Raw genomic sequence first — 24132 nt, 5'->3', positions numbered from 1 at the left:
CGATTGCCGATCACACTCCAAGCGGCGATAAGGCAAGGGCAATGCTCCGTTGACACTTTGGACAAGTTGGCGAGTTTTTTTAATACAGGCGAAACCCATCCGTCCGGTAGCCCAAGCCGTTCCAAAGGCCATCAGGGAAGGGAGCCACGCAGGCAACCAACTGTCGCGTCATCATGACTAACGGCAGAATCACCACCACGACTGCCGGGTTTGCGGGATAAAGGAAGGGCCCCGCCGAGCAACCACGCAAAAATGAAAATGACGACGCCTGTCTTGCAGGAATCCGGGCATTCTTACTCCGATGTTTCTTGCCGCCCCGTGGGAGAGTTCCTTCGTGCGAGCAGTTTGTCGATCCGCCGGCCATCCATGTCCACGATCTCGAAGTGCCAGCCGCCATAATCAAAATGTTCCCCGATCTCAGGCAGATGCCCTAGTCGAAACAGGGCAAATCCTGCGATCGTATGGAAGTCGCCTTCAGTTGGCCGTGCTCGAAAACCAAGGCGATCGAACGCGTCCTGGGCCGACATCATACCATCCACGAGAAGGGAGCCGTCTTCACGCTCGACGATATCCGGCTCTTCGCCTTCGATGTTGGGCAGGTCGCCGGCGATGGCTTCGAGCAAATCGGTCTGGGTAACAATTCCTTCCAGACTTCCGTACTCGTCGAGGACCATTGCTATGCGGACGGGCGCCTTCCTGAACTGCTCCAGCACTTTGAAAATCGGCGTTGATTCATGAACGACGAGCGGCTCACGGATGATCGCCATCGGATCGAGAACCTGCCCGTCAAGAACCTGGTCGAGCATGTCCTTCTTCAGAACCATGCCGAGCAGTTCATCGATACCGCCCTTGCCGACAAGGAGCTGCTCATGGCGGCAATCGCGGATCGTACGAAGAATCTCGGTTCGGTCATCATTCACGTCGATCCAGTCGATATCCGGCCGAGGCGTCATGATGTCACTGATGCGGCGCTCGCCGATATTGAAGACCCGCTCGACCATCTCCCGCTGCGCCTGCTGCAACAGCCCGCCTTCCTGACTGGCCGAGATCAGAAGCTTCAGCTCGTCTGGCGAGTGCAATGAATCCTCACCGGTTCCCGGGCGCAGGCCGCAGAGTCGCAGAACGAGGTTGCCGAGACCATTCAGCATTAGAATCGCCGGCCTGAGCAGAAAGAGGAACAGACCGAGCGGACGCACGACCCAGAGCGCAGTGTCTTCGCTGCGCTGGAGCGCCAGACTCTTTGGTGCGAGCTCGCCAAGCACGATGTGAAGCGCGGTGATGATGATGAAAGCGATCGCGACGGCGACAGTGTGTGAGCCCGCAGTCGCCAACGACCCGAGCAGCCCGATCAAGAGAGGCTCGACGAGATGCGCGAGAGCAGGTTCGCCGATCCAGCCGAGCGCGAGCGATGAAATGGTGATGCCGAGCTGGGTCGCCGCCAGATTGGCATCGAGATTGTCGACGGCCCGCTGGAGCGCTGCCGCGTTCAGCCGCCCAGCCGCAGCGAGTTCGGCAACTCGGCTTCGGCGCACGGCGACCAGGGAAAACTCGGCGGCGACAAAGAAGCCGTTTGCGGCCACGAGTAGGAGAACCGATAAGATACCAAGAATGTCGCTCAAACTGCCATCGCCTGTCGGCATGATATCCTCTTAATGACGCAATTGGATACGTCTCTGAAGCGCAAATGATGGCATTGCGCAATCGCTGTCAGCATCACGATCGCCAGAAGCATAATCCCCTGATGGCGATGGTGGTGCATCTACTAGCGACTGATCACGGTGCGGTCGAATACGTTGAATGCGGCAAAGTGCGTGGTCCAGCCGTGGCTTGCAGCGCGGGTCATGTACCGACGCGCCGCGTTCTTGGCGTGGATGCGCAGATCACATGAAGGCAGACGCCATCACGCAGCCCGTCGATAAAGCTCAAATGATTGGATAGCTTGAACTGCTGACGGTAACAGGGCTGAAGCCAACGCGTGATCTGCAGATGATGTCAAGCGCCTCTCCGCAAAGAGGTGACGCTTGATAGGCGGCTGCTTCCGTGCAAATGCTCCGGCATGCGAATTCTCCTCGTCGAAGACACGCGCGACGTTGGCGAGGCTATCAGCCGCCGCTTCGAAACGATCGGCCACGCAGTCGATTGGGAGACGGACGGCCGTGCTGCCGCAGAGATCCTCGATTTCACCTGCTACGATCTCGTCATCCTCGACGTCATGCTGCCCAGCCTCGACGGGTTCGAAATCGTTCGACGGCTCCGGCAGGCAAGGAATACGACCCCGGTTCTGATGTTGACGGCCCGTTCCGAGATAGAGGACCGCGTTGGCGCGCTTGATCTCGGCGCCGACGACTATCTGGTCAAACCGTTCGATTTCCGGGAATTGGAAGCGCGCGCCCGTGTTCTGCTCCGGCGGAAAAGCGGCGAGGCGACCAACATCGTACAGTGTGGCGATGTCGTGCTCGACCGCGGCAGCCGCTCAGTGCGAGTAGGCAGGCGCGAGGTGCAATTGAAACGACGCGAGATGACGTTGCTTGAGATACTGGCGTCGCGGCCAGGCCGCGTCTTCAGCAAAGATGAACTTATCGATCAGCTTTTCGGGTTTGACGAGCCGGCCAATCAGAACGCGATCGAACTTTATGTCGGGCGGCTGCGCAAGAAGCTGGAAGGCGCCAAGGCGCAGATCGTTACCGTGCGGGGCGTGGGATATCAGCTGGCTTCCGATGATACCGGCTGAGCCTTCCCTTTTCACGCGCCTGGCGGTCCGCATCTCGCTGGTGCTGGGCCTGGGTGCGGCTCTTCTGGTGAGTGCGGCGTCGTACTACGCACGTACCGCCGCCGATGACGCCTATGACCGGCTTCTGCTTGGTGCGGCCATCCAGATGGCAGACAGCCTTACGGTTGAATCCGGTTCGCTCATCATCAACCTGCCGGTATCAGCTTTTGAACTTCTGGGCCTCGCCAGCCGCGATCGCATCTTCTATCGCGTGATCGGCCCTTCCGGCGCGACGCTGACAGGTTATGCCGATCTGCAAACAGAAGTTGATCTGGCCGCAATACACGATGTCCCGGTATTGGAATCGGCGCATTATCGCGGCGAACCGGTTCGGATTGCGGTGGTGGCGCGCGCACTGTCCGATCCAGCCGTATCCGGTTGGGCGCATGTCATCGTTGGGCAGACCACGGAAGCCCGCCGCGCGCTCGCGGGTGAATTGACTCTCAGGGCGACCGTCCTCCTGGCGGTCATGAGCATATTGGCATTGGCTGGAGCGATGATTGCTATTCGCTATTCTCTGCAACCGGTCAAGCATCTCGGAGCGACGCTCCGCCGTCGCGATCCACAAGACCTGACGCCGGTAACGGTCGTCGTACCGAGAGAATTGCGGCCCTTCGTTACTTCCATCAATTATTTCATGAGTCGGCTCGACGAGCGCGTGAAACTCCTGCAGCGCTTCATCGCCGACGCGGCGCACCAGATCAGAACGCCGCTGACAGCGCTAACGGCGCAGCTCGATCTGTTGAGTCAAGCCAAGCTGGACAAGTCGAGCCGCCAGCATCTCGATCGCGTACAGCAGCGCGCCAGCGAACTTGCGCGCCTGACCAACCAGTTGCTCAGCCACGCCATGGTCATCCATCGTGCCGATTCCGTGCAGCTTCAGCCGCACGGTCTGGCAGATGTCGCACGGCGCGCTTTCCGTGCGGCGGTTCCGATAACTATCGATCCGGACATTATCGTCTCCTTCGAGGCGCCTGACGACGAGCCGGTCGTGCTTGCGGACGCCGTCAGCCTTCGCGAAGCGATCGTCAATATCATCGACAATGCCTTGCGTCATGGAGTGGTGTCGCGCCTTGAGGTCAGAGTACGCAGGGACGGTACGCGTGCCCATCTCGAGGTCGAAGATGACGGACCGGGCATTCCGCCGGGCGAGTGGGAGCGGGTCACGCAGCGCTTCGAAACGTCCAAATCTCATGACGGCAGCGCAGGTCTTGGTTTCGCCATCGCGTCGGAGGTTGCGGCGGCTCACGGTGGCGCGCTGACCTTTCGCGAGACAAGCAAGGATGGCGGGAAGGGCACGCAAGGGTTCACCGTCACCTTGACGTTGCCCATCGCCACGGAGAAGACCGGATGATAACGGGAACATTGCCGACATTCGGTTTGATGGCTGCCGTCCTCCTATGCATCGGTCACGCGGCAAGAGCTGCTGAAGGAAGCAGCGCATTTTTCCCTTCGTCTCAGCCGGAGAAGGACCGACTGTCGATCCACGCCGCGACCGATCTGGCGGCTATGGAACCACTGATCCGGGATTTTCAGTCCGTTTTCCCCAACGTGGCCGTCGAGTATGTTGAATATGTCACCAACGACTTGCAAAGGAGTGCCAGTGAAGCCTGTCGGACGGACGCGGTGCTGGGCGACATCTTGTTGTCTCCGTCGGTCGACCAACTCGTGAAGCTCGCCAATGACGGCTGCGCGGCGCCGCACGTGTCGGCCGAAACCGCGCATGTCGCCAATTGGGCAAACTGGCGCGACGAGGTATTCGGCTTTACCTACGAACCGGCCGTCTTCGTCTATAATGCCCGCCTCGTGCCGTCCGGCGACGTACCGCGCACCCACATCGAACTCGCCGATCTTCTCAGGCGGCGGATCGATTTTTATCGCGGACGGGTCGGAACGTTCGACATCCGACTTTCGGGCATCGGCTACCTATTGGCGTTCAGTGATGCGCGGCAGACGACGGCGGTCTACGGTCGGCTTCTGGAAAGCATGAGCCGAGCGGAAACTGTGGTGCGTTGTTGCACCGCGGAGACCCTTCAGGACGTTGCAAACGGGAGCCTGTATATAGGCTACAATATGATCGGGTCATATGCCTACGCCGCGGCCAGGGGCAATTCCGATTTGAGGGTCGTTGTCCCGCGGGACTATGCGCTGATACTCAGTCGTGGCGCGCTCATTCCGAAGACGGCGCCGAATATGGGCGTTGCCAAACGATTTCTCGACTACCTTCTGTCAGCCCGAGGACAGAAGGTTGCCAGGGATAGCGCCTTCTTCTTTGCCGAGAACGGGCAATTGCCTGAGGGAGCGGACGGCCCGGAAAAACTTGGGGAGTCTGGTATCGCGCGCGCCATACGCATCGGCCCTGCGTTACTTGCCGTACAGGACGAGGCGTTGCGCCGCCGCTTCATCGAGGATTGGAGCAAGTCCATGATCGATGCGCAGGGCCAGCGACCGTGACGCGTAGGATGCCGTCCCAAGATTTCAAAAATTCGGCAATACGTCGATGTGGCCGATCCGGCTGTCGTCGACAATCTGATCACGACCCATCGGGCCTAGTCGGCTGAGCAAACCTCGACATCGCCGTGACAGGTTGGTGACAGGTCAGGATGATACTCGCCTTTGTGCCTGGAGGAGTACGATTTAGGCGAACTTGGAGGAGACCCTAATGAAAAATCGTCTTGCGACGATGATGGCCGCGTTTTCGCTGTCAGCCGCTTTCGCGACGCTTGCCGCCGCTGCCGAGATCCCCGCCGGGTATCCGGACGACTACAAGGATCTGGTGGCCGCCGCCACCGCGGAAGGACACCTAAGCATCTATTCAACGACCGATGCGGCGCTGGTCCAGCCCTTGCTCAAGGACTTCGAAGCAGCGTTCCCCGGCATCGCCGTCGAATATTCCGACCTCAATTCCACCGAACTCTACAATCGCGTCATTGCCGAAACCGCTTCGGGCCAAGGCACGGCAGATGTCGCATGGTCTTCGGCTCCGGATCTGCAGATCAAACTTGCCTCAGACGGCTATGCGCAGGAATACAAATCCGTGGAGGCGGCCCACCTTCCGGCCTGGGCGTCCTACAAGGACATGGTCTATGGTACCACCGCCGACCCGGTGACTTTCGTCTACAACAAGCGTCTCGTGCCTGAAGGCGATGTTCCCGCAACCCACGCCGATCTTCTCAAGCTGATGACCGGGAAAACCGCAGAATATGATGGCAAGATCGCGTCCTACGATCCGGAAAAATCCGGTGTCGGCTTCTATTTCTACAACCAGGACGCCAAGAACTGGACCGATTCCTGGGCGCTTAACAAGGCTTTTGGCAAGGCCCATATCAAGCTCTACAGCTCCGCCGGCTCGATGATCGAGAAGGTCACGTCTGGCGAACATTCCATCGCCTATGGCATCTTCGGCTCATATGGCCTCGCCAAGCAGGCCAAGGACGAGAACCTCGGTGTGATAATCCCGAAGGACTATGTCCTGGTGACCACCCGCGCCACCGTCATTCCGGCGGAAGCCCAGGATCCCAATGCTGCGAAGCTATTCGTAGACTATCTGCTGTCGGCGCGCGCGCAGAAGCTGATCGCCGACGACATCAAGCTCTATGCCGTTCGTGATGACGTTGAAGGGGCAACCACGCTGGCGTCCATAAAGGCCGCCGCCGGTGAAAACGTTCACCCGATCGCGCTCGACGACGAGCTGCTCGAAGGTCTCGACGAGACGACACGGCTGGCGTTCCTCAACGAGTGGCAGAAAGCCATGAAGGGCGAGTAATCGCTTGATCGGGAGTGCCTCCACAGTCGGCTCTCTCACCCTTCTTGCTATTGAGAACCATCGGAACGGCGCGCTTGCGCTCTTGCTAGCGGACGGCCCCCGGCTTTGTTCGAGGCGATCATGCCCTTCCGTGTCTTTCGTGTCAGCACCAACCTCCTCGCCATCCTGGTGGTGCTGGCACCGGTCACCCTGATCATTTATCAGAGTTTTCTGTCCGCGCCTTTCTTCCAGAAAACCGCGCATCTGTCGCTGAACGCCTACAGCTTCATCCTCGCGGACGCGGATTTCTGGCTAGCGCTGACGACTTCGCTCAAGCTCGCGGTGGGCATGACGGTGATCGCAGTTCCGGTGGGAATCCTGCTGGCGTTCATCATCGTGCGCACCGACGTGCCGGGCAAGCGCTGGCTGGAGCCGATCATCCTGATCCCGGTTTTCATGTCGGCGGTGGTGCTGGCCTTCGGCTATGTGATGACACTGGGACCAGTCGGCTTCGTCTCGCTGGCGGTCAAGTCGATGATCGGCTACGTGCCCTGGAATGTCTATTCGGTGACATCGATCGCGATCATTGCCGGGCTCACCCATGTCCCACATGTCTATCTCTATGCATCGGCGGCGCTCCGCAACGTTGGCGCCGACCTCGAAGAGGCGGCACGCACCGCCGGCGCTGGCCCTTGGCGCGTCGCCGCCAGTGTGTCGCTGCCCATGGTGATGCCGGTGGTGCTCTATGCGGCGGTTCTGGTGTTCTTCCTCGGTTTCGAACTTTTCGGCCTACCGCTGGTGCTTGGCGATCCGGAAGGCGTGCTGGTTCTCGCCACCTATCTCTACAAGCTCACCAACAAGCTCGGTGTTCCTTCCTATCAGTTGATGGCCGTAGTGGTGGTGGCGATCATCATGATCGCGCTGCCGCTGGTGGTGCTGCAGCGCTACATGCTGCGCAACGCCAGCCGCTATGTGTCCGTCAAAGGCAAGGGCAGTCGGCACAACCCCATCCGGCTGGGCGCTCTTCGCTGGCCGGCCTTCGCGCTTGTGGTGGCCTGGTTCGCGGCCACCGTGATCATACCGGTGGGCGGCGTCGCAATTCGTTCACTGGTGACAAGCTGGGGCGTCGGGGTGAATATCTTCCAGGTGCTGACGTTGGATCACTATCGCGATCTCGCTGACTATCCGAATGTCGTCAGCGCCATTGTCAACACGGTCGGCGTCGCGGTGGTCGGCGGCGCGGCTTCGATCGCGGCCTATACTGCCGTGGCACTCGCCGGTCATCGCTCGAGCGCACCCCTGACCAAAGTCGTCGACTACGTGGCCATGATACCGCGGGCGATGCCGGGCATTGTGGCTGGCCTCGCCATGCTGTGGATATTTCTGTTCTTCAAGCCGATCGCACCCCTGCGCGCCACGATGATCTCGGTATGGCTCGCCTATACCATTGTCTGGTTCGCCTATGGCATGCGGCTGATTTCCGGAACGCTCCTGCAGATCGGCAAGGAGCTCGAGGAAGCCGGCCGGTCAGTTGGTGCCAGCGAGGGCCAGGTTGCCAGGGACATCACCCTGCCGCTCATCCGCGGCGGCATGTTCTCGGCCTGGCTGTTGATCTTCCTGATCTTCGCCCGTGAATATTCGACGGGCGTCTATCTGCTCGGACCGGGAACCGAAGTGATCGGCTCGCTCATGGTTTCCCTTTGGGGCACCGGCGCGATCGATCTGGTCTCGGCTCTCGCCGTCATCAACACCGTCATCATCGTGACCGGTCTTGCCCTCGCGATGCGCTTTGGAGTCCGCCTCAATGACTGACATCGTCATAGACGGCCTGCGCCTCAGTTACGGCAACCTTGAAATCCTGAAAGGTGTGTCCTTCTCGGTCGAACCGGGTCAGATCGTCGCCTTGCTCGGCGCGTCCGGGTCCGGCAAGACGACGCTCTTGCGAGCGGTCGCCGGTCTGGAGACACCCAACAGCGGCAAGATACTGCTCGGTGACAAGCCGCTTTTCGATGCCGGGCAGAACATCAATCTGGCGCCGGAAACGCGCGGTCTCGGGCTGGTATTCCAGTCCTATGCGCTGTGGCCGCATCGGACGGTGTCCGAGAATGTGGGTTATCCCCTGAAGCTGCGCAAAGTATCCCAGGCAGATGTTGCGAGCCGCGTCCAGAAGGCTTTGGACAGCATCGGCCTCGGCAAACTGGGCGAGCGCTATCCGCATCAGCTCTCCGGCGGACAGCAGCAGCGCGTGGCGTTGGCCCGTGCGCTGGTCTACGAGCCGAACGTGATTCTGCTCGATGAGCCGCTCTCAAATCTGGACGCCAAGCTACGCGAAGAAGCGCGGATCTGGCTGCGCCGCCTCATCACCAATCTCGGGCTATCGGCGCTGTGCGTCACCCATGATCAGGTGGAAGCGATGGCGCTCGCCGACCGCATCCTGCTGCTCAACGGCGGCCAGATCGAACAGGACGGAACACCCAAGCAAATCTACAACAAGCCGGAGAGCCTGTTTGCAGCAGAGTTCATGGGTGCCAGCAATCGCCTTGACGGCGTGGTCACCGCCATCAACGGCAACCGTGCGGAAATTGTCGCCAACGGCATCCATCTTGTGGGCAGCGCCCAGCAGGAGCTGACCGTCGGCGCCAAAGTCACCGCACTCGTCCGGCTTGAGCGGGTGACGTGGTCCGGGGAGGACGGCCCTGGACGTATCGCCATGACCTGCGTCGAGAGCCTTTTCCTTGGCGATCGGCATGAAGTCATTTTCGAAAGCAATGACCTGACCATCCGGACCTATTCCCGGGACGCCCTTCCGTCCGGCCAATACTATGTCGAGTTCCCCTTCGAGGATCTGATGGTCTTCGCGGCGGAATGAACTTCGGCTTCACCACGAAGAGGATCATTCTTGCCAACGGCATAAACATCCTCGAGCGGCTGACCTGCCACGGGCAATTTCCTCCATCTGAGATTAAAGTCCGGCCTCGATTGAAGGGCGGACTGATGAAGAGAATGCGGTTTACGGAAGAGCTGATCATCGCGGTCCTGCGTGAGCATGAGGCGGGGCAAAAACGGGCGACCTGGCGCGCAAGCATGGGATCTGCGAGGCGGTTAGCCTTACACACGTGTTGAACGCGTGTTCGCTTGCGCATCACCGGGTATCAAAGCTAATGAAACCCGGAGAGGACTTGGCTGCTTCTGCAGGTGAAAAGTGCTGACTTTCTCATGGTTCTATCTCGCGTCGTGCCTGCTTGCGCTTATAGCGCTCGTCGCCGTTCTCGAACTCGGACTGCTTCCGGCACTGCTTTCGGGCCTTCTCGTGTTCAACATCGTTCATTTCGCCGCACCGATGCTCCATCGAATCGGCGTCTCCAACAGCCTGACGAAAAGCCTTGCGCTGACCTTGGTGGCATTGATCTTCACGCTCCTGATAGCCGCCGCTATCTTTAGCGGCATGTCGCAATTGACTGGCGGTTCGGAGAACGTCGTGACGCTCCTCAAGAAGATGGCCGAGATCATCGATACCGCGCGCGTCCATCTCCCGACCTGGGCGATGGCCTATTTTCCATCAAACATCGAGGAACTGGAAGTCTTCGCGGCCCGGTGGCTCCGCGAACATGCCGGCCAGCTTCAACTCGTTGGGCGGGATGTTGGCGTCCTGGTGGTCCACATTGTCGTCGGCATGGTGATCGGCGGCTTGATCGCGGTGAGCTCGGCGGCGCCATCGCGCGAGCCCGGCCCCCTGGCGGTCGCGCTGGCGGATCGTGTCAACATTCTGAGCAAGGCCTTTCGCAACATCGTGTTCTCGCAAATCCGGATTTCGGCGTTGAATACGTTTCTGACGGCGGTCTATCTCGTCGCTGTTCTGCCGTCCTTCGGCATCGATCTGCCATTCATCAGGACAATGATAGCGCTGACTTTCGTCGCCGGCCTTCTGCCGGTCATCGGCAATCTGATCTCCAACACGGTGATCGTGGTTGTCAGCCTCAGCATCTCCTTCCTTGCAGCGCTCGGCTCGCTTGCTTTTCTCATCATCATTCACAAGCTCGAATACTTCGTAAACGCCAAGATCATCGGTTCGCGGATCAATGCGCGTGCCTGGGAGCTTCTTCTGGCGATGGTTTTCATGGAAGCCTGGTTCGGTATGCCGGGTCTTGTCGCCGCGCCGATCTATTATGCCTATCTGAAGGCTGAACTGACGATGCGCGGGCTAATCTAGGGTTAGGGCAGGTGGCGATTTGACGACGCAAGCAAGGTTGCTGGGAAACCGCGCAAATTTGGCCGCTGAACAGCACCATCTTGGTTAGTGAACCCTCAGGAGTTTCGTGACCGATTTGAAGGTTTAATAGCACGCCCCCTGCAAAGACATTAGACAGCGCTAAAACGTAAATTGTCCGGAGGCATGTAATCTGCTACTGTTTGATCACCGACAAACGGCTCTGGAAAGCCGTGCGTCGGACGTCATGCACAAGATCAACTCAAACCGGAGAACGGCCATGAAACGGCTTCTGACGGTCGCTGCCCTTTTGGCGGCAGGCAGTTTGGTTACGATGCAAGGCGCAGCCGCCGACGACGCTGCGATGATCAAGAGCGCTGAATCTGCTGCACCCCCTGCCGTGGCAAGCGGCGCTGCGGTCTACGCCGCGGATGAAAAGGGCGCCATGCGCACCCTGCGCGAGGGCAAGAACGGCTTCTGGTGCATGCCAGACAGCCCGTCCACGCCCGGCCCGGACCCAATGTGCGGCGATGCCAACGCGATGGAATGGGCGATGGCATGGATGGAAAAGAAGGAACCGCCCAAGGGCAAGGTCGGCTTCATGTACATGCTGTCCGGCGGTACCGATGGCAGCAACACCGATCCCTATGCGACGAAGCCCGAGGAAGGCAACAATTGGATAGAGACCGGCCCGCATGTGATGATCGTCAACGCAATGGACATGATGCAGGGCTATCCGACGGACCCCAAGCCTGACACATCCAAGCCCTATGTGATGTGGCCGGGCACTCCATACGCACATCTCATGATCCCGGTTAAGTAGCTGAAACGGAGTCACGCGGGCGCAAACGCTTGTTTGGCCCGCGCTTGTCCTGATAATTACAAACGCTTGCGGCGTCCGTGACCTTCAATCGAGAGTCTCGGCGGTCGGTAACGTGTTGGCCTGATCTCCCATCACTTTTCCGGCAAACGGAAAATTTCGTGACAGCTCGAACGGTGGCGGCCCTGCAACACGAACAAATTCGTATACTCGTCAGAAAGTGCATAGTCTTTGATGACCGTCGTCGCGGGAGGAGTTCGCCTTGAACCGAACTATCCGAATGATCGCCACAGTTGCGCTGTGGAGCGTGCCATTATCCGGCCAGGCGCTTGCGCATGCTCGATTGGTCGAGGCTACTCCAGAGATCAATAGCACCATTGCCGCTCCGCCCACTGAGATTCGACTGCGCTTTAGCGAACCCATTGAGGCTCGATTCTCGGGCATCGATCTGTCGGGGCCGGATGGTGCGAAGATCACCACGGAGATCGCGGTGCAGGATAAGGACATGGTGGCACCTGTATCAAGGTCCCTTGCGCCGGGTGTTTATCAAGTTGATTGGCACGTGCTGTCAGCAGACGGGCACAAGGTGAAGGGCAATTTCAAATTTGAAGTCAGACCGTAGAAATGGACGTTGATGGCACTCTGGCCTTCGCCCGGTGGGTCTACTTCCTCTCAGTGATGATTCTATTCGGGTCGGCACTCTTCCCTTTCTATGCGCTAGACAGAACCGCGGCTCCCGCGCTTGCGCCTCTACCCCGTAACATCAATCCTGCCCTCGCACTTGCGGCCGCAATCTTCGCGGCAATTTGGCTGCTGTGCTTTACGGCCGGGCTCTCCGGACGCGAGGGTATGGTTGACACCTTGCACGGCGTTCTCATGGAAAGCGACTTCGGAACTGTTTGGTTTGTTCGCCTTTCGCTCGTTCTCCTGCTCCTGGTGATCAGCTTCTCGGGGCGGCCCGAATTGGTCGTCGGGCCGGCTTTCTTGCTACTGACCTGTGAGGGTTGGCAGGGCCACGCGGCGGCGTTGGGCCTTCTAGCCTCACTGACTCAAGCTCTCCATGTTGCAAGTGCCGGGGCGTGGATAGGTGGCCTCCTGCCCCTCGGCCTGCTAATCGCGGCAGCGCAGCGGCATCCATCCGAAGTCGCAGGCGTGGAAACCGTCCTGTGGCGCTTCTCCCGCTTTGGTATGGTGGCGGTTGCGCTCATTTTTTTTACGGGCGCTATGACCACTTGGCTAATGCTTGGCTCGTTCCCCGATCCGCGCAACAGCTACGGTCGAATTCTCCTGTTCAAGATCAGCCTATTCGTCGCGATGGTCGGTTTGGCGGTCTACAATCGATACGCCCTGGTCAGCCGCATGAAGTCCGAACCGGCCAAAAGTTTGGGAACATTGTCTCGCAACGTTGCGCTGGAGCAGATCATTGGGTTTGGGGTGCTTATGGATGTAAGCGCGCTGGGGCTTATGGATCCGTACGCGTGACGCGCTGACTTTGCAATTATCGGCTGGCAACCGTTTCTGCAATTCGCGATCGACACTCACCTCTATCCGCCTGGCGCACAGAGTGGCTGGCCGGTCTGGCTGCCGATCTTAACCAACGTCGGGACGTGTGGAGCGCGGATATATGCCTGCGACCTAGACACGATTCCATGCGTAAACGAGTAACTGCCAGCACCAGCCGGCCAGCGTTCATCGCTCCTTTGATCCCCACCCTGGTGGAGAAGCCTCCCGAGGGCCGAGGGATGGACACACAAGTTCGACGGCTATCGCGGGTCTTCAATGCGGACCGCGTTGGAGAATAACTGGCGAATGATACTACGGGGCGACGGCGCAGCCGCCGACAGTCGGATGCAGGTCGATCTCGTCGCAGCCGCTGGGCCCGCTAAATGGCACTCTTGACTAACGTGCCAGAGGGTCCATTTTTTGACCCTGCGGTGTGCTGATGTCGAAGCCCCTCTTTATCCCGGCGCTCGCTGCTATATGCCTGAGATCGCCGCTGGTGCGTGCCGATAATGTCGATCTGGCGTTGGAAGCTTTTCACGGTATTTGTCTTGCCCATGGACCTGACTTCGAACGAACCGTCCTGCGGCCAGGAGACGCGGATGGACTCCGTTGTCCGGCGACGCAGCACTTGCCCCCGTCGGTGACGTAGGCGCCTTCCAGGACTGGGAGGCGACCGGTGACGACCTCCCGGCCAAAACCATGATCGCGGTGACAAAAGCCACTTGAATGGCAAGTCCGTGCAACCTTGCTCCATAAAGCTATTCGATGTCGACGGCGCGCCATTCGAGGAGCGTTTCTTCGCCCGGACGGATGCCGAAACAATCGGCGAGGACAGAAACGGAATGCAAGTTTCCAAACTCTGCATATTGACAGTCGGCAATCGCAAGCACTTGTCCATTTGACGTTCCCGAGGTCCGGATCACATCGAACACGGTCATTGCAAGCTCGATCGCCGACGACTAGGGCGGATCAGCTGGTGTTATCAGCACGGGACGCGGGGCTTTTTGCGTTTGCAAGGAACTCGCGATAGGAATGCTCTGAATCGATCAGGAGCAGGAAATTGAGCGATCGGCAAAAGATCATCTGGATGATAGTGCTGGCAATCCTTGCTGGTATCGCGGTGATCATGCTCAAACATTGGCTGAAGGGCGACCTTGGGTAGCTGCCTCCTTAGATGAAGCAACACAGCCCTGATCGATCAAGGTTGGTATGGGCTTTGGCCCGTCCCATTTCGGCCTGCTTGCAATGGCAGGTGTCCTGCCTGATGCGGAATCGACGAGCGAAATGTGAGCGAAGAATGCAACTGACAGGCATGGTATCCGGCGCGGCGCTGTTGCTCGCTTCCACCGCGGCAGCGAACGCCCATCCGCATGTCTTTGCCGAAGCGAAGCTGGACCTGACCGTCGGTCCAGACAGGACGGTCAAGTCGCTTCGGCATCTCTGGCGTTTCGACGACCTCTTTTCCAGCACTGTGCTGATGGAATTCGACAAGAATTCCGACCTTGTCCTTGATGCGAAGGAACTCGATGAAGTCGCTCTCACCGTCCATGCGTCGTTGGCCGAGTACAACTACTTTCAGATGGTGACCTTGAACGGCAAGGACGTGACGATGGCGCCACCGCCGAAGTTCAGCGTCAGCTATGAAAACGATCAACTCGTCGTCCAGTTCGAAACGCAGCCGAAGGACCCGTTGGCCCTTGCTGGAAAAGTCAGTATCGGTGTCTACGATCCGACCTTCTACACGGCAATCGATTTTACCGAGGACGAAAAGCTTGCGGTGGCCGGTCTGCCGCAAGGCTGCTCACGTTCCGTCGTCCGTCCAGATCCGGACACGGCCATCGCGCAGAACCAGAAGAGCCTGACAGACGCGTTCTTCAGTGACCCGACGGGGACCGATCTCGGCAAGATTTTCGCGACGCGCCTCGAATTGACGTGCGGCTGACCCGGAGCCGGTTCGATGGCCATGTTCCAGACGCTGGTCGAGTTCCAACGCACGATCTACCTGGCGTTGGCCGAGCAGATCAAACTGCTTGCGGCTGGCGGCGGTTGGCTGGCGTTCACGGCCTTTCTGCCCATGGGCATTCTGTTCGGTGCGGCGCATGCGCTGACGCCGGGCCATAGCAAGGCTGTCCTGGCCACCTATCTGGCAGGATCGGACGCCAGCGTCCGGCGTGGGCTTCTGGTGTCGCTGACACTCTCCTTCACGCATGTAACGATTGCCGTGCTGATCGCGGCGCTCTCGTTGCCGTTGGTATCGATTGCCCTGGGCAGTGTTGGCCGAGCCCCACTGCTGGAAGACGTCAGTCGGGGCCTGCTTGGCCTGATCGGCATTTGGATGCTCTGGCGCGCATTGAGCCACGGCCATCACCACAAGCATGAGGGCGAGGCCGTCGGCGTCATGGCCGGCCTGATCCCATGCCCGCTGACGCTTTTCGTGATGACCTTTGCGATATCCAGAGGCGTTCCGGTCGCCGGCATTCTTTTCGCAATCACAATGATGGCCGGCGTGGCGCTGACGCTGTCTTGCGTTGCGGTGCTGTCGATCCTGTTTCGTGAACGTCTGGTGCATTTTTTCGATAGCCGGCCACGCCTGTTCGATGCCATTTCCCGAGCCATTGAGGGCGCTGCCGGCTTGGCGCTTGCCGGCGTAGCCGTTTGGCAAATCTCGTCGGGCTGAAATGCCGTGAACCAGATCGAGCGATGGATCAAGACCCGTTTACCTGAAGGTCAGCCGTGTCTTCGTCGCGGCGCAAAGCTTCGACGCGCATCTGCGCTCGTCGGTGGAACAGACGGATAGGTGACGCCCGAGGCTCGAAGTGGCGCCGGGCGACCCTGTATGCGCTAGATCATACGCTTGATGTCGATGTAGTCGCCTTCAGCCTGGATCGTCAGGGTCACGTCGCTGCCACCGCGGTTGCGCCAGAACCAACCATGATTTCCATCGAAGGCGGCTTCAATGGCACCTTCGTCAGCTGGAACGCTGCGACCCTTTTCATAGCTGACGGACTGACCGCCGCCATCGCCGTGCGTCTCGAAGTTCACCACGCCGCCGTCAGCTGTCCAGGAAAAGTTTGCCTTGGCCCCCTGCCGCATCACGAGCTTGACTTCGGCACCCTGGCCTGGCGCCAACGTGAAGGATAGCTCGTCTTGCCTTCCATCTGGCTGGATCGGGGCTTCCGAGGTTGCTTCGGCGGCAGGCGTTATAGCAATGGCCGGAGCCTCGGCAGGAGCGATCTCTCCAACTGTCACATTGTCTTGGGATACGGCCTCCCCAGTTGGCGACGGCTGCAAAGCAGGCCGTTCGGCGGTCAGGGCGACGAGGAGGTTTTCAATTCGGTCCATGCGCGCCATCAACTCGGCCGGAGGGACTATTTGCGTCATCTGCTCGGCCGTAGCCTTCGCGCTGGCCTTTTCGTCCGCTGCCGCCTCTGCCGCCAGTTGCGTCTTGATTTCACCCATATTGGTGAGGCCGAGCAATCTGCCTGCTCCGGTCGGGTCGATCGCATACTCGGATGGCATGACGATCGTGACGAGCAGGGCAAGCGCCGTCAGCGCGGCAATGAAGGTGGAGCGCTTCAGCTGCGCCGAAGTCGGCAGATCGGCGCGTCCGGGAAGATCGGTGTTGTACATGGTTTCGGTTCCTTATGCAGCGACGAACAGGCCAGTGAGCTGATATCCGATCAGCAGGAATCCGGCCGTCATCATGATGACGTTTGCCGTGTAGGCATGGCGCCAGAAGCTGCGTGTCCGGCGCCAGTAGCCCATGACGATCAGGATGGCGCCCAGGGCCATCAACTGGCCGATCTCGACGCCGACATTGAAGGCGAGCAGGTTGGGCACCAGGCCGTCCGGCGAGATGTTGTATTCGATGATCTTCGTCGACAGGCCGAAACCATGGAAGAAGCCGAAGACCAGCGTCGTGATCTTGGTGTTCGGCTGGAAGCCGAGCCATCTCTGGAAAGCGCCCATATTGTCGAGCGACTTGTAGACCACGGACAGCCCGATGATGGCGTCGATTATGTAGCTGTTGATGCCGACGTTGAAATAGACGCCAAGCAGCATGGTCGTGGAGTGGCCGAGCGCGAACAGGCTGACATAGATGCCGATATGCTTCATCCGGTAGAGGAAAAAGATTACCCCGAACAGGAACAGGATGTGGTCATATCCGGTCACCATGTGCTTGGCGCCGAGATAGATGAAGGGCAGCACGTTAATGCCCGAGATTTCCTGGATATAGCCCTTGTCGCCGGCGGCGACGGCATGGGCAAAGGCTGCTCCGGCCAACAGCGGCAGGGTCATAAGAGCAATAAGCAGGGGCAGGGCGGGTCGCCAACGCGCGCGGCGCGAGCGTGACCGACCCCGATCGAAGGGTCCTTGCATGAGATTTCCAATCTTCGTCGTTGAGGGTGGCCGCGTGAGCGGCCGCGATCATGCTGCGAGGAATGGTCTCGGCGGTCGATCAAGCCGGAATGTCGTGTCCGGATCGACGAAAGTCGGCTGATACTTTAGCCAGCCCCGCTCGATCTGTGGAACGGTCGGCGCGAAGTCGGCGGGCGTACTCGCCGTTTCGTGCGAGTGGTCGGCCGCATTGTGCCCGTGAAAATGGCCAGCGCTCTGCTCGTCGGCGACGCCGTCATCATTTGCATGGTCATGATTTTCGATCTGCGCGGCGGCTTCGACTTGGCGCTCGATCGTGGCGGCGGCAAGTGCGACCGGATCGTGCGAGGCCGAATAGCCGAAAGGACGCAGCATGCCGAACGTCATCGCCAAGGCGATGACGAGACAAAAGGCTGAGCTGTGGATCCGATTCGGCATGAACGGCGATTATTCTCCAAAATCCTAAGGAATGGTTGTTGCATGCACCAGAATCGAGGCCTCTTTGAGACTTGCATATCCCCTCCAGGAGGATAGTATTAACATATGAGCGAGCAACCTCACATCCACGAAACCCATCCCGATATCGTCAAGCGCCTGAAACGGGCTGGCGGACATCTCAAGGGTGTCATCGAAATGATCGAAGCGGGCCGGCCCTGCCTCGACCTCGCCCAGCAGCTTCATGCTGTCGAGAAGGCCATTTCGCAAGCCAAGAAGACTCTGATCCAGGATCATCTCAACCATTGCCTTGAAGACGTCGTCGGACCGCTGGCGCGCGAGCAGCGCCGCTCGATCGACGAGTTCAAAGATATCACCAAGTACCTGTGAGAAGCGCCATGATGGACAAAGTTCGCGACTGGTTCGGGTTTGGCTCGATGACGCATGGCATGGGCGGCCACGGACATGATCACGGTGATGGCGGCCATGGCCACACACACGGTGTCATAGATCCTACTATCGCCACGACGACACGCGGCATCTGGGCGATCAAATGGTCGTTCGTCGTTCTGGCTATCACGGCAGCGCTCCAGCTTGTGGTTGTGTTCCTCTCCGGCAGCGTGGCGCTGCTGGCCGATACGATCCACAATGTCGGCGACGCGGCCACTGCCATTCCGCTGTGGATCGCGTTCGTGCTGGCCCGCCGCAAGCCGAGCAAGACGTTCACCTACGGGCTGGGCCGGGTCGAGGATCTGGCTGGAATCGTCATCGTTCTCATCATCCTCTTCAGCGCCGTCGTTGCCGGCTATGAGGCGATCGACCGGTTGATCAATCCGCGTCCCATCACGTTTCTTGGCTGGGTCGCCATCGCCGGCCTCATAGGCTTCATCGGCAATGAAGCGGTCGCCGTATTTCGTATCCGCGTCGGGCGAGAGATCAACAGCGCGGCGCTGATCGCGGACGGCTACCATGCCCGCACCGACGGCTTTACCAGCCTGGCGGTTGTCCTGGGCGCTATCGGCGTGTGGCTGGGCTTTCCGCTTGCCGATCCGATCGTCGGGCTGCTGATCACCGTGGCGATCTTCGCCATCGTCTGGCAGTCGTCGAAAGCCGTGTTGACCCGCATGCTCGACGGAGTCGAGCCCGCCATCGTCGATGAAATCCATCATGCTGCCGAACACGTGTCGGGCATCGGGCGCGTTGAAAGCGTTCAGGCACGCTGGATCGGACATCGTCTGCATGCCGATGTGGCCATCAGTGTTCCGGAGATGGCGACGGCAAAGGACGTGCTGGGCGTAACCGAAGCCCTCAAGGAGGAGCTGTTCGCCCACTTGCCGGCGTTGGCGGAAGCCAATGTCCGCCTCGAAAGCTCAGCCGGTTCGACCGCCAAGCGGGGGGAAACCTCTCATGCTCATCATCATGCACCGGAGCCGTTCAAGGTAGTCTGCGATCTGGCTGCAGGGACATTGGAAATCGTCGATACACCGGCTGGCGAGCGGATGCGGCTGACCATCGATCGCCACGCCGATGATTTGACAGCGACGGTGGTTATCGACCGACCCGAAGGGCCAGAGACGCTTCGCCTCGAGCCCGCCGCTGACAACCATCATCGGCTTGAGAGCACCGTCGCCCCTGCCGAGCCGCATGAGTTCCAGGCGAGGTTGATCCTGGCCGCGAAGGGTCGCGAGCAGGTGCTGCCGTTCAAGATGGTCGAACCCGAAGGTCACCACCACTGAGACAGGCGGGCTGTTTGCGCTACGTTCCTGGCTCGACGAACCCCAATCCGCTGCAAGAACGCAAAATATGCTTCAGGTCCTGGCCAATCGCACCTACCGTCATCTCTTCCTGGCCCAGGTCATCGCCCTGATCGGCACTGGCCTTGCCACCGTAGCACTCGGGCTGCTGGCCTATGATCTTGCCGGCGCCGATGCCGGCGCGGTGCTCGGCACGGCGCTCGCTATCAAGATGATCGCCTATGTCGGCGTGGCGCCTGTCGCCGCTGCGTTCGCCGAGCGCCTGCCGCGCCGCACCATGCTGGTTTCGCTCGACCTCATCCGGGCTGCGGTCGCGGTGTTCCTGCCCTTCGTTACCGAAGTCTGGCAGGTATATGTTCTCATCTTCGTCCTGCAGTCGGCGTCGGCAGGCTTCACTCCGGCCTTCCAGGCCTCTATTCCTGACGTGCTGCCCGAGGAGAAGGACTACACGCGGGCCCTGTCGCTGTCGCGACTGGCCTACGACCTGGAAAGCGTCGTCAGTCCCATGCTGGCGGCGGCGCTGCTTTCCGTCATCAGCTTCCACGGCCTGTTCGCCGGTACGGTTGTCGGCTTCCTGGCGTCCGCGGCGCTGGTCGTCTCCGTGGTGCTGCCCAGCCCGCAAGCCTCGGAGCCGCGCGGCATTTATGAGCGCACGACGCGCGGAATCCGCATCTATCTGGCGACGCCGCGATTGCGCGGGCTGCTGGCCCTTAACGTTGCCGTCGCGGCGGCAAGCGCGATGGTGATCGTCAACACGGTCGTCCTGGTGCAGGCGCAGTTCGGCCTCTCGCAAAGCGACACGGCGCTGGCGCTCGCAGCCTTCGGCGGCGGATCGATGATTGCAGCCCTTGCCCTGCCGCGGCTGCTGGAGAACGTCCCGGACCGGGTTGCGATGCTCTCGGGCGCCGCGATCCTGGTCGCGGGCGTGCTGGTGGGACCGCTCGCCGGCAGCTACTATCTGCTGCTGCCGCTCTGGTTCGTGCTGGGGCTCGGCTATTCGCTAGCGCAGACGCCTTCGGGCCGATTGATCAGGCGTTCCGCCGATGCCGTCGACCGGCCCGCTCTGTTTGCTGCCCAATTCGCGCTTTCGCATGCCTGCTGGTTGATCACCTATCCCATTGCCGGCCGCGTCGGTGCGGCGATGGGATTGCCCTTCACCTTCATTCTGCTCGGCATCATTGGCGCCGCAGCCCTGCTTGCCGCGATCTGGCTCTGGCCGAAACACGATCCCGACGTGCTTGTACATACGCATGTCGATCTGCCTGAGGACGACCGGCATATCGGCGACGCAGTATGGTCGGAAGCGGGCTATGAGCATTCGCATGGCTATGTCGTCGATGATCGGCACCCGAAATGGCCCAGGGCAAGCTGAGAGCTCGAAATGCCTGGCGAGCTCGCCATCTATGGCGGTCTTTTCCTGACCGCGTTTGCCGCGGCGACCATTCTGCCGATGCAATCGGAAGCAGCCCTTGCGGGACTGCTTCTGACGGAAAGCTATGCTCCGGCTCTGCTCATCGCCTCCGCAAGCGCAGGCAATGTGCTCGGTTCGATCGTCAACTGGTGGCTCGGCCGGGGGATCGATCGCTTTCGCGACCGCAAATGGTTCCCGGTAAAGCCCTCCGCGTTGACGCGCGCGATGCGATGGTATCAGCGCTATGGACGATGGTCGCTGCTGTTGAGCTGGTTGCCTCTCGTCGGCGATCCGCTGACGGTTGTGGCGGGAGCGCTGCGGGAGCCATTCTGGAGCTTCCTTGCGATCGTCACGATCGCGAAGGTCGGCCGCTACCTCGCGCTGGCGGCGATGACGCTGAGCTGGATTTAGCGCTTGTCGAGACCCGCGCCGGCACGGCGACATTACGCGAGACGGCGCTTTCCTTTGCCGGCCGCAACGCTGCGCGCCAACTTGGATTTGCGTCGCATATGTCTATACAAATGGGAATGCATGTGTACAATCGCTACCAACAATCAAAAAAGGGGAACTGAAATGATCACTCTCGACCGCCGCAATTTTCTGGCCTCCACCGCTGGCCTTGCCTTCGTTGCCGCCTTTCCGCGCAGCGCCTTTTCCGAAACCAACGACACGCTGAAGATTGCCATCGCCGCGGAGACCGGTGATCTCGAGCTGCTGCAGAATGTTTCAACGCTGAGCACCTACACCATCGTCTTCGATGCGCTGATCCACTACGGCCAGAACGGCGCGCTTGAGCCGGGACTTGCTACCAAATGGACCATTGCCGACGATCAGCTTTCGATCGCCTTCGATCTGCGTGAAGGCGTGACCTTCAGCGACGGCACATCGTTCGATTCCACCGCAGCCGAATGGAACCTCAAGCGATGGATGGGGGTGAGCGACTTCTCCTGGATTGGCGTCTCCGATGCGTACGACAGCATCGTCACCGATGGGCCGAACAAACTGACGGTCAAGCTGAAGCGGCCGGTGCCGGCCGCATTGCTTGAACTCACCATCGTCCGCCCAGTTCGTTTCCTGTCGCCCAAGGCAGTCGACAAGGATGGCAAGCAGACCGCGCCGATCGGAACCGGTCCGTGGATCGTCGAAAAATATGATTCGAGCGGCACCAGCCTCGTTCGCAACGACAAATACTGGGGCGAAAAGCCGCTCTTCAGCCGCATGGAATTGAAGGTGGTTCCAGATGAACTCGCCCGCGCCAATGGCCTTCGTTCAGGCGACCTCGATGTCATCGGCGGCGACTGGGTGGCGACGCTGTCGCCGCGCCGCGCTCGCGCGCTGGAAAGCGACGGCATGAAGGTTGTTGCCGAGCCGGGCACCGCGACGATGCTGCTCGGCTATTCGCCGAAGTCGAAGATCATCGCCGACAAGGCCGTTCGCGATGCCGTCTACGCATCGGTCGACCGGGCGGCGATCGCCAAGGTCCTGTTCGAGGGCTTTGCCGACCCGGCCGCCGATCTGTTCCCAGCGAATGTGCCCTCGTCGGGCAAGCGGCATGACGTGCCGGTGCGTGATGTGGCGGCGGCCAAGAAGATCCTCGCCGATGGCGGCTGGGTCGACAGCGGCGGTGCCTGGACCAAGGCTGGCTCTCCTCTGACCATCGACTTTCTGGTTTCCGAAGAGTCCCTACCGGGATCGCGGCGCATCGCCGAAATGATTCAAGGCCAGTTGTCCGAGGTCGGTTTCCAGGTCCAGGTGTCTTCTGTCGACAACGCCACCATGCATGAACGACGCCCCGCCTTCGACTATGATCTCGCTTTCTTCACCACCTATGGCGCTCCCTATGACCCTCACGGGACCCTTGGCAATGCTTTCGTCTCGACGGCGGACAGCGGGCCTGACGGCAAGATCTATGTCTCGGACGCGCTCGACGGCGTGGTCAAGGCTGCGCTCGAGGCGAGCGGCGCCGAACGCGACCTGAAGATGCAGGCCCTCTACGACTGGCTCTACGACAACACCGCCATCTGTCCGCTCGTCGTCAGCCAGCGGCTGTGGGCCCACAATCCGCGCGCGGAGAATTTCTCGCTTCCGGCGACCGACTATGACCTGCCGTTCAAGGCGATAACGCTGAAGGCCTGAAGACTTCGAGCCCAAGCGAGGCCTGACGATGAAAAGCACGATCCTGCGACGGATGCTGCTTGCCTGCCTTTTGATCCTGGCGGCATCCGCGCTGACATTCGCCCTGGTTGCGGCGGCTCCGGGCAATGTTGCGGCGCTCATTGCCGAGCGTGCGGCAGGTCCCGGCGCTGACGCGCAAATGATCGCCAAGATCGGCAACGAGCTCGGTCTCTACGACCCGTTGCCGATCCGCTACGGACGCTGGCTTTCCGGCGCGTTGGCCGGCGATTTCGGCATCTCACTGCGAACGGGAAAGCCGATCTCGTCGGAGTTTGCCGCCCGCATCCCGATGACGGCGGCTCTGCTTGCCGGCGGCGGCATTCTCGCCTTCATTCTCTCGATCACGCTCGGCATTGCCGGCGCCGTCAGCAATGGCGGCTTCATGGACAGGTTCCTCCATGCATTTTCGCTGATCGGCGCGTCGACCCCGAACTTCTTCGTGGCGGCGCTGCTGGTCATCGTGTTTTCGGTGATGCTCGGCTGGGTACCCACCTTCGGGACCAGCGGCTTCACCTCATGGCTTCTGCCGTGGGTGACGATCGCGCTGTTCCCGGCCTCCGTTCTCAGCCGCGTCGTTCGGGTCAACCTCCAGGAAGCGATGTCGCGGCCGTTTGCGACAACCGGCTTCGCCAAGGGCTATACCAGAACGCAGGTGCTGCTGCGCGAGGCGCTGCCCAACATCGCCATTCCGTTCCTGACGACATTCGGCGCGCAATTCACGCTGATGATCATCGGGTCGATCGTCGTCGAGACGGTATTTGCATTGCGCGGCGTCGGTGCCTTTTTCATCGAGGCGATCCGCTTCCGCGACTTCATCGGCATGCAGTCGGTGCTGCTGCTGTTTGTCGTCTTCTTCGTCATGGTCAATTTCATCGTCGACATGATTTGCATCGTCGCGGATCCGCGAATGCGCCGGGCGCGGGGAGCATGAGGCG

Annotated in this window: 23 protein-coding genes; 18 read left to right on the top strand and 5 right to left on the bottom strand. The window is 60.2% G+C overall.

Features of this window, described 5'->3' with window-relative positions:
* Positions 1-293 precede the first annotated feature (293 nt).
* The gene (locus tag NKJ93_RS19710) at positions 294-1640 is read right to left on the bottom strand and encodes a hemolysin family protein (RefSeq protein ID WP_352452012.1); all 1347 of its coding nucleotides are present in this window, start codon (positions 1638-1640) and stop codon (positions 294-296) included.
* Positions 1641-2056: 416 nt separating this feature from the next.
* On the opposite strand from NKJ93_RS19710, the gene NKJ93_RS19705 reads away from it, so the two are divergent.
* The 10 genes from NKJ93_RS19705 (at position 2057) to copD (ending at position 13024) form a co-directional block, all read left to right on the top strand.
* Positions 2057-2731 (top strand): response regulator transcription factor, encoded by a 675-nt coding sequence (locus NKJ93_RS19705; protein ID WP_023722098.1) that lies wholly within the window; start codon positions 2057-2059, stop codon positions 2729-2731.
* Positions 2732-2771: 40 nt separating this feature from the next.
* Positions 2772-4124 carry a sensor histidine kinase gene (locus NKJ93_RS19700; RefSeq protein ID WP_352515813.1) on the top strand — a complete coding sequence of 451 codons (1353 nt, stop codon included), beginning with the start codon at positions 2772-2774 and terminating at the stop codon, positions 4122-4124.
* Positions 4121-5224: an ABC transporter substrate-binding protein gene (locus NKJ93_RS19695; protein WP_352452015.1), complete on the top strand. Its 1104-nt coding sequence runs from the start codon at positions 4121-4123 to the stop codon at positions 5222-5224. Before NKJ93_RS19700 ends, NKJ93_RS19695 begins: the two co-directional genes overlap by 4 nt.
* Positions 5225-5432: 208 nt before the next feature.
* The gene (locus tag NKJ93_RS19690; RefSeq protein WP_352452016.1) at positions 5433-6536 is read left to right on the top strand and encodes an ABC transporter substrate-binding protein; all 1104 of its coding nucleotides are present in this window, start codon (positions 5433-5435) and stop codon (positions 6534-6536) included.
* Positions 6537-6656: 120 nt separating this feature from the next.
* Entirely contained in the window at positions 6657-8327 is a 1671-nt protein-coding gene (locus NKJ93_RS19685; protein ID WP_352452017.1) for an ABC transporter permease, read from the top strand.
* Complete coding sequence (locus NKJ93_RS19680) at positions 8320-9384, top strand: ABC transporter ATP-binding protein (protein WP_352466307.1); 1065 nt, start codon at positions 8320-8322, stop codon at positions 9382-9384. The genes NKJ93_RS19685 and NKJ93_RS19680 overlap by 8 nt, the downstream gene beginning before the upstream one ends.
* A gap of 333 nt (positions 9385-9717) precedes the next feature.
* A complete protein-coding gene (locus NKJ93_RS19675) occupies positions 9718-10725 on the top strand; it encodes an AI-2E family transporter (protein WP_352515811.1) in 1008 nt (335 codons plus the stop codon).
* Between the two features lie 244 nt (positions 10726-10969).
* Entirely contained in the window at positions 10970-11545 is a 576-nt protein-coding gene (locus NKJ93_RS19670; protein WP_352508359.1) for a hypothetical protein, read from the top strand.
* Between the two features lie 277 nt (positions 11546-11822).
* Positions 11823-12164: a copper homeostasis periplasmic binding protein CopC gene (copC, locus tag NKJ93_RS19665; RefSeq protein ID WP_352590747.1), complete on the top strand. Its 342-nt coding sequence runs from the start codon at positions 11823-11825 to the stop codon at positions 12162-12164.
* 2 nt (positions 12165-12166) lie between these two features.
* Entirely contained in the window at positions 12167-13024 is an 858-nt protein-coding gene (copD, locus tag NKJ93_RS19660; RefSeq protein ID WP_352452022.1) for a copper homeostasis membrane protein CopD, read from the top strand.
* Between the two features lie 779 nt (positions 13025-13803).
* Here the strand turns inward: copD and NKJ93_RS19655 are convergent.
* The gene (locus tag NKJ93_RS19655; RefSeq protein ID WP_352466309.1) at positions 13804-13983 is read right to left on the bottom strand and encodes a hypothetical protein; all 180 of its coding nucleotides are present in this window, start codon (positions 13981-13983) and stop codon (positions 13804-13806) included.
* A 359-nt stretch (positions 13984-14342) separates the two neighbouring features.
* Between NKJ93_RS19655 and NKJ93_RS19650 the strand changes: the two genes are divergently transcribed.
* Positions 14343-14987 carry a DUF1007 family protein gene (locus NKJ93_RS19650; RefSeq protein ID WP_023722115.1) on the top strand — a complete coding sequence of 215 codons (645 nt, stop codon included), beginning with the start codon at positions 14343-14345 and terminating at the stop codon, positions 14985-14987.
* A gap of 21 nt (positions 14988-15008) precedes the next feature.
* Complete coding sequence (locus NKJ93_RS19645) at positions 15009-15722, top strand: HoxN/HupN/NixA family nickel/cobalt transporter (protein WP_352466347.1); 714 nt, start codon at positions 15009-15011, stop codon at positions 15720-15722.
* A gap of 164 nt (positions 15723-15886) precedes the next feature.
* Here NKJ93_RS19645 and NKJ93_RS19640 read toward each other — a convergent pair whose 3' ends face one another.
* Genes NKJ93_RS19640 through NKJ93_RS19630 form a run of 3 tightly spaced genes read right to left on the bottom strand, consistent with a single transcriptional unit; the run spans position 15887 to position 17860 of the window.
* Positions 15887-16675 (bottom strand): hypothetical protein, encoded by a 789-nt coding sequence (locus NKJ93_RS19640; RefSeq protein ID WP_352491413.1) that lies wholly within the window; start codon positions 16673-16675, stop codon positions 15887-15889.
* A 12-nt stretch (positions 16676-16687) separates the two neighbouring features.
* A complete protein-coding gene (locus tag NKJ93_RS19635) occupies positions 16688-17425 on the bottom strand; it encodes a HupE/UreJ family protein (RefSeq protein WP_502896187.1) in 738 nt (245 codons plus the stop codon).
* 48 nt (positions 17426-17473) lie between these two features.
* Positions 17474-17860 (bottom strand): hypothetical protein, encoded by a 387-nt coding sequence (locus NKJ93_RS19630; protein ID WP_352491415.1) that lies wholly within the window; start codon positions 17858-17860, stop codon positions 17474-17476.
* A gap of 105 nt (positions 17861-17965) precedes the next feature.
* Between NKJ93_RS19630 and NKJ93_RS19625 the strand changes: the two genes are divergently transcribed.
* The 6 genes from NKJ93_RS19625 (at position 17966) to NKJ93_RS19600 (ending at position 24128) form a co-directional block, all read left to right on the top strand.
* Positions 17966-18247, top strand: coding sequence for a metal-sensing transcriptional repressor (locus tag NKJ93_RS19625; RefSeq protein ID WP_352466313.1), 282 nt, complete (start codon positions 17966-17968; stop codon positions 18245-18247).
* A gap of 8 nt (positions 18248-18255) precedes the next feature.
* Positions 18256-19593, top strand: coding sequence for a cation diffusion facilitator family transporter (locus NKJ93_RS19620; RefSeq protein WP_352515810.1), 1338 nt, complete (start codon positions 18256-18258; stop codon positions 19591-19593).
* Between the two features lie 67 nt (positions 19594-19660).
* Positions 19661-20983 carry an MFS transporter gene (locus NKJ93_RS19615; protein ID WP_352515809.1) on the top strand — a complete coding sequence of 441 codons (1323 nt, stop codon included), beginning with the start codon at positions 19661-19663 and terminating at the stop codon, positions 20981-20983.
* Positions 20984-20992: 9 nt separating this feature from the next.
* On the top strand, positions 20993-21433 hold the full coding sequence (locus NKJ93_RS19610; protein WP_352452030.1) for a YqaA family protein: 441 nt from the start codon (positions 20993-20995) through the stop codon (positions 21431-21433).
* Positions 21434-21595: 162 nt separating this feature from the next.
* Positions 21596-23158: an ABC transporter substrate-binding protein gene (locus NKJ93_RS19605; RefSeq protein ID WP_352515808.1), complete on the top strand. Its 1563-nt coding sequence runs from the start codon at positions 21596-21598 to the stop codon at positions 23156-23158.
* A gap of 28 nt (positions 23159-23186) precedes the next feature.
* On the top strand, positions 23187-24128 hold the full coding sequence (locus NKJ93_RS19600) for an ABC transporter permease (protein WP_352452032.1): 942 nt from the start codon (positions 23187-23189) through the stop codon (positions 24126-24128).
* Positions 24129-24132 lie beyond the last annotated feature (4 nt).

The organism is Mesorhizobium sp. M0028 (assembly GCF_040323855.1).
In the GTDB taxonomy this organism is placed as follows: Bacteria; Pseudomonadota; Alphaproteobacteria; order Rhizobiales; family Rhizobiaceae; genus Mesorhizobium.
This window is presented reverse-complemented; position numbering and strand designations above follow the sequence as displayed.

Excerpts from the sequence above, each read along its gene's own strand:
- NKJ93_RS19655 (WP_352466309.1), bottom strand. The coding sequence starts at position 13,983 with ATGACCGTGTTCGATGTGATCCGGACCTCGGGAACGTCAAATGGACAA.
- NKJ93_RS19615 (WP_352515809.1), top strand. The coding sequence starts at position 19,661 with ATGCTTCAGGTCCTGGCCAATCGCACCTACCGTCATCTCTTCCTGGCC.
- NKJ93_RS19600 (WP_352452032.1), top strand. The coding sequence starts at position 23,187 with ATGAAAAGCACGATCCTGCGACGGATGCTGCTTGCCTGCCTTTTGATC.
- NKJ93_RS19605 (WP_352515808.1), top strand. The coding sequence starts at position 21,596 with ATGATCACTCTCGACCGCCGCAATTTTCTGGCCTCCACCGCTGGCCTT.
- NKJ93_RS19685 (WP_352452017.1), top strand. The coding sequence starts at position 6,657 with ATGCCCTTCCGTGTCTTTCGTGTCAGCACCAACCTCCTCGCCATCCTG.
- NKJ93_RS19680 (WP_352466307.1), top strand. The coding sequence starts at position 8,320 with ATGACTGACATCGTCATAGACGGCCTGCGCCTCAGTTACGGCAACCTT.
- copD (WP_352452022.1), top strand. The coding sequence starts at position 12,167 with ATGGACGTTGATGGCACTCTGGCCTTCGCCCGGTGGGTCTACTTCCTC.
- NKJ93_RS19710 (WP_352452012.1), bottom strand. The coding sequence starts at position 1,640 with ATGCCGACAGGCGATGGCAGTTTGAGCGACATTCTTGGTATCTTATCG.
- NKJ93_RS19640 (WP_352491413.1), bottom strand. The coding sequence starts at position 16,675 with ATGTACAACACCGATCTTCCCGGACGCGCCGATCTGCCGACTTCGGCG.
- NKJ93_RS19635 (WP_502896187.1), bottom strand. The coding sequence starts at position 17,425 with ATGCAAGGACCCTTCGATCGGGGTCGGTCACGCTCGCGCCGCGCGCGT.
- NKJ93_RS19705 (WP_023722098.1), top strand. The coding sequence starts at position 2,057 with ATGCGAATTCTCCTCGTCGAAGACACGCGCGACGTTGGCGAGGCTATC.
- NKJ93_RS19670 (WP_352508359.1), top strand. The coding sequence starts at position 10,970 with ATGCACAAGATCAACTCAAACCGGAGAACGGCCATGAAACGGCTTCTG.
- NKJ93_RS19690 (WP_352452016.1), top strand. The coding sequence starts at position 5,433 with ATGAAAAATCGTCTTGCGACGATGATGGCCGCGTTTTCGCTGTCAGCC.
- NKJ93_RS19620 (WP_352515810.1), top strand. The coding sequence starts at position 18,256 with ATGATGGACAAAGTTCGCGACTGGTTCGGGTTTGGCTCGATGACGCAT.
- NKJ93_RS19625 (WP_352466313.1), top strand. The coding sequence starts at position 17,966 with ATGAGCGAGCAACCTCACATCCACGAAACCCATCCCGATATCGTCAAG.
- NKJ93_RS19630 (WP_352491415.1), bottom strand. The coding sequence starts at position 17,860 with ATGCCGAATCGGATCCACAGCTCAGCCTTTTGTCTCGTCATCGCCTTG.
- NKJ93_RS19645 (WP_352466347.1), top strand. The coding sequence starts at position 15,009 with ATGTTCCAGACGCTGGTCGAGTTCCAACGCACGATCTACCTGGCGTTG.
- NKJ93_RS19650 (WP_023722115.1), top strand. The coding sequence starts at position 14,343 with ATGCAACTGACAGGCATGGTATCCGGCGCGGCGCTGTTGCTCGCTTCC.
- copC (WP_352590747.1), top strand. The coding sequence starts at position 11,823 with ATGATCGCCACAGTTGCGCTGTGGAGCGTGCCATTATCCGGCCAGGCG.
- NKJ93_RS19695 (WP_352452015.1), top strand. The coding sequence starts at position 4,121 with ATGATAACGGGAACATTGCCGACATTCGGTTTGATGGCTGCCGTCCTC.
- NKJ93_RS19610 (WP_352452030.1), top strand. The coding sequence starts at position 20,993 with ATGCCTGGCGAGCTCGCCATCTATGGCGGTCTTTTCCTGACCGCGTTT.